This is a genomic window from Achromobacter sp. T5-5, assembly GCF_055397965.1.
In genome coordinates this window covers 4,961,467-4,971,941 of the sequence record NZ_AP027919.1, presented here as the reverse complement: position 1 = coordinate 4,971,941, position 10,475 = coordinate 4,961,467, and the positions used below count along the sequence as shown (strand labels likewise).

General features: G+C 68.1%; 7 protein-coding genes. All 7 read left to right on the top strand.

All coding sequences use genetic code 11. The features are described 5' to 3' along the window. Positions 1-115: 115 nt before the first annotated feature. Entirely contained in the window at positions 116-739 is a 624-nt protein-coding gene (locus ACZ50Q_RS22540) for a TetR/AcrR family transcriptional regulator (RefSeq protein ID WP_464079594.1), read from the top strand. Positions 740-859: 120 nt separating this feature from the next. Further along, positions 860-2,830 carry a BCCT family transporter gene (locus ACZ50Q_RS22535; RefSeq protein WP_464079593.1) on the top strand — a complete coding sequence of 657 codons (1,971 nt, stop codon included), beginning with the start codon at positions 860-862 and terminating at the stop codon, positions 2,828-2,830. 161 nt (positions 2,831-2,991) lie between these two features. Next, complete coding sequence (locus ACZ50Q_RS22530) at positions 2,992-4,128, top strand: efflux RND transporter periplasmic adaptor subunit (RefSeq protein ID WP_464079592.1); 1,137 nt, start codon at positions 2,992-2,994, stop codon at positions 4,126-4,128. A gap of 15 nt (positions 4,129-4,143) precedes the next feature. Further along, on the top strand, positions 4,144-7,254 hold the full coding sequence (locus tag ACZ50Q_RS22525; RefSeq protein WP_464079591.1) for a MexW/MexI family multidrug efflux RND transporter permease subunit: 3,111 nt from the start codon (positions 4,144-4,146) through the stop codon (positions 7,252-7,254). 10 nt (positions 7,255-7,264) lie between these two features. Further along, positions 7,265-8,725, top strand: coding sequence for an efflux transporter outer membrane subunit (locus ACZ50Q_RS22520; RefSeq protein ID WP_092577632.1), 1,461 nt, complete (start codon positions 7,265-7,267; stop codon positions 8,723-8,725). A gap of 57 nt (positions 8,726-8,782) precedes the next feature. Next, positions 8,783-9,442: a helix-turn-helix transcriptional regulator gene (locus ACZ50Q_RS22515; RefSeq protein WP_092577635.1), complete on the top strand. Its 660-nt coding sequence runs from the start codon at positions 8,783-8,785 to the stop codon at positions 9,440-9,442. Beyond that, entirely contained in the window at positions 9,439-10,338 is a 900-nt protein-coding gene (locus ACZ50Q_RS22510) for a LysR family transcriptional regulator (RefSeq protein WP_464079590.1), read from the top strand. The genes ACZ50Q_RS22515 and ACZ50Q_RS22510 overlap by 4 nt, the downstream gene beginning before the upstream one ends. Positions 10,339-10,475 lie beyond the last annotated feature (137 nt).

The following is a 10,475-nucleotide window of genomic DNA, read 5'->3' as shown; positions in this document are numbered from 1 at the left end:
TAAAAGGGGGGTGAAAAAGGGACGAGCCGGACTCGATACGGACTGGATTCTAATACAGTCATGTATCTGGATTCAATGTTGAATTTGAAATGCGCACCGATGCTAAACTCGCGCCATGTCAAAAGTCCGCCTAACTCGAGAGCAGAGCCGTGACCAGACGCGTCAGCGTCTGCTCGACGCCGCGCAATCGATTTTTCTATCCAAGGGCTTTGTGGCCGCCAGCGTCGAAGACATCGCCGAGCAGGCCGGCTACTCGCGTGGCGCGTTCTATTCGAATTTCGGCAGCAAGTCCGAGCTCTTCCTGCAACTGCTGCGGCGCGACCACGAAAGCGTCATGGCCGACATGCGCGCCATCTTCGCGGACGGCGAATCGCGGTCGCAGATGGAAGCGCGCGTTCTGCAGTACTACAGCACGCATTTCCGCGAGAACGACTGCTTCCTGCTCTGGATGGAGGGCAAGCTGCAGGCGGCCCGCGATCCGGAATTCCGCGTGGGCTTCGCGGCCTGTCTGCGCGAGCTGCGCGAAGCCACCACCGAATACGTCAAGCAATTTTCGGTGCACGTGGGCACCCCGCTTCCGCTGCCGGCGGAGCAGCTTGCGCTGGGGCTGCTGGCGCTGTCGGACGGCATGCAGTTCAGCTATGCCTTTGATCCGCAGGGCGTCACGCCCGAGATGACGGAGGCCGTGCTGGCCGGGTTCTTCCGCCGCGTGGTCTTCGGCGAGGCCACACCGGATTGAGGCCGCGCGGCCGCGAGTTGTCAGGCAGGTTTGTCCCGTGATAGTAATAGCCACGGCGTGCGGCCGGACTGAGGGGGCTCGCGCCGCAGGATCTCACCCTCGGGCGTAAGGAGCAGCCGCATGACTTCGGAAACCCGGACACCCAACATCAATCGGCCCGTTTTTTTTCCGGCGGCCATCGTCACCCTGCTGCTCGTGGGCTTTGCCATCCTGGCGCCCGACTCCGCGCAGACGCTGTTTGACTCCGTTCAACGCTGGATTCTCGGCAACGTCAGCTGGTTCTACATCCTGGTGGTGGCCATCATCCTGTTGTCGGTGATGTTCCTGGCGGTGAGCCGGTACGGCGACATCAAGCTGGGGCCCGACCACAGCGAACCCGACTATCGCAACTTCACCTGGTTCGCCATGCTGTTTTCCGCCGGCATGGGCATCGGGCTGATGTTCTTCGGCGTGGCCGAACCCTTGATGCATTTCCTGTCTCCGCCCTTCGGCGAAGGCGGGACCGTCATCGCCGCGCGCGAGGCCATGAAGATCACGTTCTTCCATTGGGGGCTGCATGCGTGGTCGATCTACGCCATCGTGGCGCTGATCCTGGCGTTCTTCAGCTATCGGCACGGCCTGCCCCTGACGCTGCGCTCGGCGCTGTACCCCTTGATCGGCAACCGGATCCACGGGCCGATCGGTCACGCCGTCGACATCTTTGCCATCCTGGGCACGGTGCTCGGCGTGGCGACCTCGCTGGGCCTGGGGGTTGCCCAGATCAACAGCGGGCTGAACCATCTGTTCGGCGTTCCTGTCGGCGTGACGTCGCAGATCATTCTGATCGTCATCACATGCGGACTGGCGACGGTGTCAGTGGCAAGCGGCCTGGACAAGGGAATCCGCATCCTGTCCGAGACCAATCTGGCATTGGCCGTGGTGCTGCTGCTCTTTGTGCTGATCGTGGGACCGACGGTGTTTCTGCTCCAGACCTTTGTGCAGAACACGGGCACCTATCTGTCCGATATCGTCAACAAGACCTTCAACCTCTATGCCTATGAACCGACAGACTGGATCGGTGGCTGGACGCTGTTCTACTGGGGCTGGTGGATCGCCTGGTCTCCCTTCGTGGGCCTGTTCATCGCGCGCATTTCCCGCGGTCGCACCATCCGCGAATTCGTCACCGGCGTCCTGCTGGTGCCCGCGGGCTTCACCCTGTTCTGGATGACGGTGTTCGGCGACACGGCCATCCACATGATTTTCGTCGACGGGGTGCAGGGGCTCGCGGAGGTGGTGGAGGCCGATTCCTCGCTGGCGCTGTTCGCCTTTTTCGAGCATCTGCCCTTGAGCGGCGTGCTTTCGCTGGTGGCCATTGCGATGGTCGCCGTGTTCTTCGTCACTTCGGCGGACTCGGGGGCGCTGGTGGTGGACTTGCTGGCTTCCGGCGGCCAGGACCGCACGCCTGTCTGGCAGCGCATTTTCTGGTCGCTGCTGATGGGCGCGGTCGCCATCGCCCTGCTGCTGGCCGACGGCCTGACGGCGCTGCAGACCGCCACCATCGCCAGCGCGCTGCCGTTCTCGATCATCCTGCTGCTGTCGCTGTGGGGCCTGTTCAAGGCGCTCAAGCTCGATGCGACCAAGCGCGGCATCCGCTACCAGTCGCTGACGCTGTCGCGGCCGGCGCGCGGCGGGCAGTCCTGGGAGAGGCGCCTGCGCAACATGGTGATGATGCCTCGCCGCGCCCATGTGCAGCGCTTCATTTCCGACGTGGTGCGGCCGGCCTTCGAAGACGTGGCCGACGAATTGCGCAAGCAGGGTTATGCGGTGCAGGTGCGGGAAGACCAGGACGAGGGCGGGGCGATCCTGGAGGTTTCCCATGGCGAGCACCTGGATTTCTCCTACGCCGTGCAGCCCCAGGCCTTCGTGCGGCCCAGCCTGACGCCCGACGAGGCTGCCGACGAAGAAGAGCGCAAATACTTCCGCGCGGAAGTCCACCTGCGCGAAGGCGGCCAGGATTACGACATCATGGGCTGGAGCCGGGACGCCGTGATCGGCGACATCCTGGACCAGTACGAACGCCACCGGCATTACCTGCATATGGTGCGCGCCTGATCGGCCCATCCTCGCTTGCCCGATTCCGCCACGCCGCCCGCGTGGCTTTTTTTCGTCCATAGCCCGGCCCTATCCGCGCCATTGCTTCATCCGCTTTGACGAAAAGCCGCGAATCGTGGATTATCCAAGCAAATTCTTGTTTAAATAAAGTGAGCGATGACATGAAGGCGAAAGCAGGGGCATGGGCGGCGGGCGCCCTGGCGTTGGCGGCGGCATTGGCCGGCGGGGCGCTTTACTGGAAGTCCGGCGGCGCGGCGCCGGGGGGCGGGTGGACGATGGCGCCGGCCAAGGTGGCCGTGGCCACGGCGGTGCAGGCGGATTTCCCGGTGGTGTTGAGCGGCATCGGCTCGCTGGAGGCGACGCGCCAGGTGCTGGTGGCGGCCGAAGTCGACGGGCGCGTGGCCCAGATACTGTTCACCCCGGGCGAAGCGGTCAAGGCAGGGCAGTTGCTGGTCCAATTGAACGACGCGCCCGAACAGGGCGAACTGGCGCGGCTGCAGGCGCAGGCGCGCAACGCGCGGGCCTTGCTGGATCGCACGCGCCGGCTGGCGCCGCTGCAGGCCGCCACGCGCGAGCAGCTCGACCAGGCGCAGGCCGACTACGAGCAGGCCGCCGCCGACGTGCGGCGCGTGCAGGCGCTGATCGACCAGAAGCGCATCAAGGCGCCGTTCGACGGCGTGCTGGGCGTGCGCCGCGTGAACCTGGGGCAGTTTGCGCGCGCCGGCGACCCGCTGGTGTCGCTGACCGACGGCGCCTCCATGTACGCCAACCTTACGCTGCCCGAACAGGCGCTGGGGGCGCTGCGCGTCGGCCAGCCCGTGACGGTGACGGTGGACGCGCACGCCGGGCGCGAGTTCCAGGGCAAGGTCACGACCGTGGAACCCCAGGTGGACCCGGGCACGCGCACCGTCCGTGTTCAGGCCCAACTGGCCAATCCCGACGGCGCGCTGTCGGCCGGGATGTACGCGCATGGCCGGATCAGCTTGCCCGACCGGCCTGGGGTCATCACCGTGCCCGAGACGGCCGTGAGCTACAGCGCCTACGGCGATTCCGTCTATGTCGTGGCGCCGCCCGAAGCCGGCGCGGCCCCGGCCCCGACCCCGACCGTCAGGCAAACCTACGTGAAAACGGGCGAGCGCCTGCGCGGCCGCGTGGTGGTGACCGAGGGGCTGAGCGCGGGCGACCGTGTCGTGACGTCCGGACAACTGCGGCTGCACAACGGCGCCGCCGTCGAGATCCTACCCGGCGACACCGTGGCGCTGGATGCGCCCCGCCAGGCCGTGGCGCAGGCGCGGTAAGGCCCGGAGGCAGACATGAAGTTCACCGATCTGTTCGTGCGCCGCCCCGTGCTGGCGCTGGTAGTCAGCACGCTGATCCTGCTGCTGGGCATCAAGGCCTTGAGCGGGCTGCCCGTCAGGCAGTATCCCCTGACCGAAAGCACCACCATCACCATCACCACCCAGTACCCGGGCGCCTCGCCCGATCTGATGCAGGGCTTCGTCACACAACCCATTGCGCAGTCCGTGGCCACGGTCGAAGGCATCGATTACCTGTCCTCGTCGTCCACCCAGGGCCGCAGCGTGATCACCGTGCGGATGAAGCTGAACGCCGATTCCAATAAGGCCATGACCGAGGTGATGGCCAAGGTCAACGAAGTCAAGTACCGGTTGCCGCAGGACGTCTACGACCCCGTCCTGGTCAAGTCCGCCGGCGAGGCGACCGCCGTCGCCTACGTGGGCTTTTCCAGCACCGACCTGTCGCTGGCCGCGCTGACCGATTACCTGTCGCGCGTGGTGCAGCCGCAGTTGTCGTCCATCGACGGCGTGGCCAGCGTCGAGTTGTACGGCGGCCAGACGCTGGCAATGCGCGTCTGGCTGGACCCCAACCGCATGGCGGCGCGGGGCATCTCCGCCGGGGAACTGGCCGAGGCGCTGCGCGACAACAACGTGCAGGCGGCGCCGGGCCAGGCCAAGGGCCTCTTCGTGGTGTCCAACATCCAGGTCAACACCGACCTGGTCAGTGTGGCCGAATTCCGCGACATGGTGGTCAAGCGCGAAGGCGACGCCATCGTCCGGCTGGGCGACGTGGCCACCGTGGAACTGGGCGCCGCCTCCACCGATTCCAGCGGTCTCATGGACGGCGAGCCCGCCGTGTATTTCGGCCTGAACGCCACGCCGGTCGGCAATCCGCTGGTCATCGTGAAGCGCCTGAACGAACTGCTGCCCAACATCAAGCAGAACCTGCCGCCGGGCACCAGCGTGCAGGTGCCGTTCGAGCTGGCGCGCTTCATCAGCGCGTCCATCGACGGGGTGACGCAAACGCTGCTCGAAGCCATCGTCATCGTGGTGGCGGTGATCTTCCTGTGCCTGGGATCTTTGCGCGCCGTGCTGATCCCGGTGGTGACCATCCCGCTGTCCATGCTGGGCGGCGCGGCCATCATGGCGCTCTTTGGCTTCAGCGTGAACCTGCTGACCCTGCTTGCCATGGTGCTGGCGATCGGGCTGGTGGTGGATGACGCCATCGTCGTGGTCGAAAACGTGCATCGCCACATCGAGGAGGGCAAGTCGCCCGTGCGCGCCGCGCTCATCGGCGCCCGCGAAGTGGCGGGCCCGGTGATCGCCATGACCATCACGCTTGCGGCGGTCTACGCCCCGATCGGGCTGATGGGCGGGCTGACCGGCTCGCTCTTCAAGGAGTTCGCGTTCACGCTGGCGGGGGCGGTGGTCGTGTCCGGCGTGATCGCGCTGACGCTGTCGCCGGTGATGAGCTCATTCCTCCTGAACGGCCGGGTCGCCGACGGTTGGATGGCCCGCAAGGCGGAACACTTCTTCGGACGCCTGGGCGACGCCTATGGGCGCGTGCTGGACGTGTCGCTGCATCATCGCTGGGTCACCGGCGTGCTGGCGGTGGCGGTGCTGGCCAGCCTGCCGTTCCTGTACAACGCCGCGCAACAGGAACTGGCGCCGGTCGAGGACCAGTCCACGGTCCTCACCGCCATCAAGTCGCCGCAGCAGGCCAACATCGACTATGTCGAAAAATTCGGCAGGAAGTGGGACGACGTCATGAAGACGCTGCCCGAGCAAAAGGGGCGCTGGCTGATCAACGGGTCCGACGGCGTCTCCAACAGCATCGGCGGCGTGGACTTCGTGGACTGGCAGGACCGCACGCGCTCGGCCGACGAGATCCAGGCCGACATGCAATCCATGGCGAACCAGATCGAGGGCAGCAACATCTTCGCCTTCCAGTTGCCGTCGCTGCCGGGGTCCACCGGCGGGCTGCCGGTGCAGATGGTGCTGATGAGCGCCTCCGACTACGCCGTGGTCTACGAGGCCATGGAAGGCCTGAAGCGGGCCGCGCGCGAAAGCGGCCTGTTCATGGTGGTGGACAGCGACCTGGACTACAACAACCCCGTCGTGCAGTTGAAAGTGGACCGCGCCAAGGCCAACAGCCTGGGCGTCACCATGAAGGCCATCGGCGACACGCTGGCGGTGCTGGTGGGCGAGAACTACGTCAACCGCTTCGGCATGGATGGGCGTTCCTATGACGTCATTCCGCAAAGTTCCCCCGAGCAGCGCATCTCGCCGCAGGCGCTGGCGCAGTACCACGTCAAGAGCGCCACGGGCGCGCAGGTGCCGCTGTCCAACCTGGTGTCGGTCTCGATGGGCGTGGAGCCCAACAAGCTTACGCAGTTCAACCAGTTGAACGCGGCGACGTTCCAGGCCATACCCATGCCGGGCGTCACCATGGGCGACGCCGTGCAGTTCCTGACGCAGCAGGCCCAGGCGCTGCCCGCGGGCTTCAGCTATGACTGGCAGTCCGATGCGCGCCAGTTCTCGCAGGAAGGCTCGGCCCTGATGATCACCTTCATCTTCGCCATCATCGTCATCTACCTGGTGCTGGCCGCCCAGTACGAGAGCCTGCGCGATCCGTTCATCATCCTGGTGAGCGTGCCCATGTCCATCTGCGGGGCGTTGATTCCCCTGGCGCTGGGCATGGCCACGGTGAACATCTACACGCAGATCGGCCTGGTGACGCTGATCGGGCTGATCAGCAAGCACGGGATCCTGATGGTGGAATTCGCCAATGAAATGCAGGTCAGCCATGGCCTGGACCGGCGCGCGGCGATGGAGCAGGCCGCGCGCATCCGCCTGCGGCCCATCCTGATGACCACGGCCGCCATGGTCATGGGGCTGATCCCCTTGCTGTTCGCCACCGGTGCGGGCGCGAACAGCCGCTACAGCCTGGGCCTGGTCATCGTGGTGGGCCTGCTGGTGGGCACGCTCTTCACGCTGTTCGTGCTGCCCACCGTCTACACCGTTTTCGCCCGGGACCACCGGGCGGCCCACGACACGCCGCGCGCCCGCGAACTGGCGCAGGCCGACGCCGAGGACGCGCGCGCCACGGGCGCGGCCGCCTGGCACTGAGGAATCGATCATGGACACGCTTCATCTCTCCCCCCGGCTGCGCCGCGGCGCCATCGTGCTGCTGGCGGCCCTGGCCGCCGCCGGCTGCGCGGTCGGCCCCGATTACCGGCCGCCGAACCCGGCGCCCGTCGTTCTGACCAGTCCGGAGCAGGCGCTGTTTCCCACCGACCAGCTCCAGCGCGACTGGTGGAAGCAATTGCAGGATCCGCAACTCGACCGCCTGATCGACCTGGCGCTGGCGCGCAACCACGACATCCGCATCGCGCAGGCGCGCCTTGCCGAATCGCGCGCGGCCCTGGACGAAAAGGAACTGGACAAGCTGCCCGTCGTGACGCTGGGCGGCGGCTACGAACGCAGCCTGTCGCAGGCCAACCCCGGCACGGCCGGCGAGCGCAATCTGGCCGAGAGCTACCGCGCGGGCTTCGATGCGGCCTGGGAATTGGACCTCTTCGGCAGGCTGCGCCGCGCCGCCGAGGGCGCCGCCGCCCGCAGCGAAGCGCAGGCCGCCGATCTGGCGCAGGCTCGCATCGTCGTCGCGGCCGAAGTGGCGCGCAACTACTTCGAGCTGCGCGGCGCGGAGCAGCGGCTGGCGGTGGCGCGCGCCAACCTGGCCAGCCAGCAGGACAGCCTGCGCGTGACCCAGGCCCTGGTGTCGGCCGGCCGCGGCGACGAGGGCGATCTGGCCAGCGCGCGGGCCGAACTGGAAACCGTACAGGCCAGCGTGCCGGTGCAGGAGACGGCGCGGCGGCTGGCGCGCTACCGGATCGCGGTACTGGTGGGCCTGCGCCCCGTCGAACTGGGAGCGCTGGAAGCGGCCGGGCCGCTTGCGCCCCTGACGGCGCGTCTTCCCATCGGCGACGTGGGCACCTTGCTGTCGCGGCGCCCGGACGTGCTGGCCGCCGAACGCAATCTGGCCGCCGCGAACGCCGACGTGGGCGTCGCGACGGCCGACCTCTACCCGCGCATCGACCTGGGCGGCTTCCTGGGCTTCGTCGCGTTGCGCGGGGCGGACTTCGGTTCGGCGGCCAGCCGCGGATTCAGCGTGGCGGCCAGCGCCAACTGGCCAGCCTTCCATCTGCCGACGGCCTTCGCCCGCAAGCGCGGGGCCGAGGCGCGTCTGGACGGCGAGGCGGCGCGCTACGAACAGACGGTGCTGCGGGCGGTGCAGGAAGTGGAATCCGCGCTGGCGGAGTTCGGGCAGACGCAGCAGCGCCTGGGCAGCCTGGCGCAGGCCGCCGCGCACAGCGGGCGGGCCGCCGAACTGGCGCGGCTGCGCTACCGCGAGGGCAGCGCCCCGTATTTGACCGTCCTGGACGCGCAGCGTACGCTTTTGCGCGCCCAGGACGCCGTGGCCGTCGCCGAGACCGAGTCCTATACGCGCCTTATCGCGCTGGTCAAGGCGCTGGGCGGCGGCTGGCAGGCGGCATCGGCGCCATCGCCGGCATCGGGGACGGGCGCCGGCCCCGGCTGACCCAGGCCCGCCGTCCGTGGCACCATAGGCACTTCTTCCGGAGCATCGATACCCCTCATGTCTGACAGCCTGTCCCACCCGGCCGCCGCGATGCCGCACCAGCCCGCGGACCGCGTGCTCATGACCCTGAAGACGCGCGGGCCGCAATCCATCGCGGTCATCGCGCGGGCGATGGACGTGACGGCCGAGGCGGTGCGCCAGCAGATGACGCGGCTGCACGCGGACGGGCTGGTCGACGCCGAAAGCCGCAGCGCGGGCCGAGGCCGGCCCACCCAGATCTGGTTCCTGACCGAGGCCGGCCACGGCCGCTTCCCGGACACCCATGCCGAAATGACGGTGCAGATGATCGCCGCCGTGCGCCAGGTGTTCGGCGAGGAAGGCATCGACAAGCTCGTGCAGGTGCGCGAAAGCGCCATGTTCAGCAGTTACCGCCAGGCGATGCGGGACGCGCCCGGCCTGAAGGCGCGGCTCGAGCGCCTGGTCGGCGTGCGGTGCGCGGAAGGCTACATGGCCGAACTGCGCCAGGACGGCGCCGATTTCATCTTCATCGAAAACCATTGCCCCATCTGTTCGGCCGCCAAGGCCTGTATGGGCTTTTGCCGCAGCGAGCTGGAGCTGTTTCGCAAGGTGCTGGGCGAGGGCGTGCGGGTCGAGCGCGAAGAGCACATCCTGGCGGGGGCGCGGCGCTGCGCCTACCGCGTCAGCGAACGCCCATGACCCTCAAGCAGCTCGAAGCCTTCTACAGGGCCGCCACCTGCGCCAGCTTCGCCGTGGCTGCTGAACGGCTGCATCTGTCGGTGTCCTCGCTCTCCAAACGGCTCACCGAACTGGAAGACGCGCTGGGCCAGCCGCTGTTCGACCGCAGCGGCCACAAGGCCGTACTCACCGACGCGGGCCAGCGGCTGGTGCCGCAGGCCCGCAGCCTGCTGGCCGCCGCCGACCAGCTTCGCGCCTCCATGGCCGAGACGCCGGGCCTGCGCGGCCGGTGCCGTTTCGGCGTGGGCGAACTGACCGCGCTGACCTGGCTGCCGCGCCTCATCGGCGCCGTGCGCGCCGCCTATCCGGAGCTGGTGCTGGAACCCTATGTCGACATCGGGCAGGTGCTGGAGCAGCGCGTGGCGGACGGCGAACTGGACTTCGCCGTGATCGCCGGGCGCTCGTCCCGGGCGGGCATCGCCTCGTCGCCCATCGGCGAGGCGCGCTTTTCCTGGGCGGCGGCGCCCTCGGTGCTGCAACCTGGCGACACCCGCATGACGATGGCCTTGCTGGCCCGGCTGCCGCTCGTGACCCTGCCGGAAGGCGCGGGCACCACGCGCATCATCGACGACTGGCTGGGCGGACGAGAAGCCGCGGGCGAGCGCCTCTGCTGCAACAACTGGGGCGCCATCGTCGGCCTGCTGATCGAAGGGACCGGCGTGGGGCTGCTGCCCAGCCACTGGGCCGACACGCTGCAGGCCGAAGGCAGCCTGCGCGTCCTGCACGGCGAGCCCGAGCTGGCCGCCTTGCCCTATGCGTTCCAATACCGGCGCGACGACGCCCGGCCGCTGGTCGCCATGCTGCGCGGCACGGTCGCCGCCTCCGCCGATTTTTCGGCCCCTTGCCGGATCCCCTGAATCGGGGCGTCCGCAAGGCGGCCGCCACGGGCGTATAGTGGGCGGCGCGCCCACGCCGGTCTATACAATCGCCGCGCGCCTGGCGCAGAATCCAACAACAACGTGCGCAGCGGGGGATGGACCCGGCGACGCGGCAC

Bases quoted from the DNA above. Each gene is read 5' to 3' on its own strand.
- ACZ50Q_RS22540 (WP_464079594.1), top strand. From the start codon at position 116: ATGTCAAAAGTCCGCCTAACTCGAGAGCAGAGCCGTGACCAGACGCGT.
- ACZ50Q_RS22535 (WP_464079593.1), top strand. From the start codon at position 860: ATGACTTCGGAAACCCGGACACCCAACATCAATCGGCCCGTTTTTTTT.
- ACZ50Q_RS22530 (WP_464079592.1), top strand. From the start codon at position 2,992: ATGAAGGCGAAAGCAGGGGCATGGGCGGCGGGCGCCCTGGCGTTGGCG.
- ACZ50Q_RS22525 (WP_464079591.1), top strand. From the start codon at position 4,144: ATGAAGTTCACCGATCTGTTCGTGCGCCGCCCCGTGCTGGCGCTGGTA.
- ACZ50Q_RS22520 (WP_092577632.1), top strand. From the start codon at position 7,265: ATGGACACGCTTCATCTCTCCCCCCGGCTGCGCCGCGGCGCCATCGTG.
- ACZ50Q_RS22515 (WP_092577635.1), top strand. From the start codon at position 8,783: ATGTCTGACAGCCTGTCCCACCCGGCCGCCGCGATGCCGCACCAGCCC.
- ACZ50Q_RS22510 (WP_464079590.1), top strand. From the start codon at position 9,439: ATGACCCTCAAGCAGCTCGAAGCCTTCTACAGGGCCGCCACCTGCGCC.